The organism is Nguyenibacter vanlangensis, from assembly GCF_013376155.1.
Lineage (GTDB): Bacteria > Pseudomonadota > Alphaproteobacteria > Acetobacterales > Acetobacteraceae > Gluconacetobacter > Gluconacetobacter vanlangensis.
Window position 1 is genome coordinate 1 of sequence record NZ_JABXXP010000927.1, and the last position, 931, is coordinate 931.

A 931-nucleotide genomic window follows, 5' to 3' on the forward strand; every position below is an offset into this window, starting at 1 on the left:
CCATGCGCCGCACCGCGCAGTCCATGCTGGATTGGCTGTCGCTGCCACCCGGGGACCGCGCCGCGCAGTGGAACGTCTGGCGCGGCGCGCTGGTCAAGCAGGATGGCGAGCCGCGCCGCCGCGGCGGCCTGAACGCGAAATTCGACGAGGCCCACCCCGCGATCGGCGACGCGCTGCTGGCCGAGGCGGCGCGGATCATCGCGGTGGACGAGGAATGCCGCGCGATCGCCGTACTGCATGTCAGCATGGCGCTGCTGGATGTCGCGGTGCCGGTGCTGCAGCAATACGGCGAACGCAAGCGCGGGCGCGGCCTGGTCGATTATGACGACCTGATCGACCGTACCCTGGAATTGCTGAAGGATCCGGGCGCCGCCTGGGTGCTGTACAAGCTCGATGGCGGCATCGACCATCTGCTGCTGGACGAGGTGCAGGACACGTCGCCCGAGCAATGGGCGATTGCGGGCGGCCTGACGGCGGAATTCTTCGCCGGCGCGGGGACGCAGGATGCGGACGCGCCGCCGCGCACCCTGTTCGCGGTCGGCGACTACAAGCAGTCGATCTATTCCTTCCAGGGGGCCGATCCGGCGGCGTTCCGTCAGTGGCGCGGGCGCTTCCGCCAGCGGGTCCACGATGCCGGAAGCCTGTGGAAGGAACCGGCCCTGACCGTCTCCTTCCGCTCCACCGCGCCGGTGCTGAAGCTGGTCGACAGCGTCTTCTCGCTGCCCGAGGCCGCCAGCGGCCTGGTCGAGCCCGGGGGCGGCGTGCCCGAGCATCTCTCGGCGCGGCCGGGGCAGGGGGGGCGGGTGGAATTATGGCCCCTGACCCCCAGCGACGAATCGGGGCAGGAGGCCGATCCCTGGTCGGCCCCGCGCGAGAATGGCGGACAATCGACCGCCGCCCAGCGCCTGGCGGACTCGCTGGCGGCCTGGAT

The 931-nt window shown here is 71.2% G+C and carries 1 protein-coding gene; it reads left to right on the forward strand.

Annotated features, from left to right (window positions below; all coding sequences use genetic code 11):
- On the forward strand, window positions 1-931 hold a 931-nt coding region (locus HUK84_RS20230; RefSeq protein ID WP_176641798.1), incomplete at both ends, for a UvrD-helicase domain-containing protein.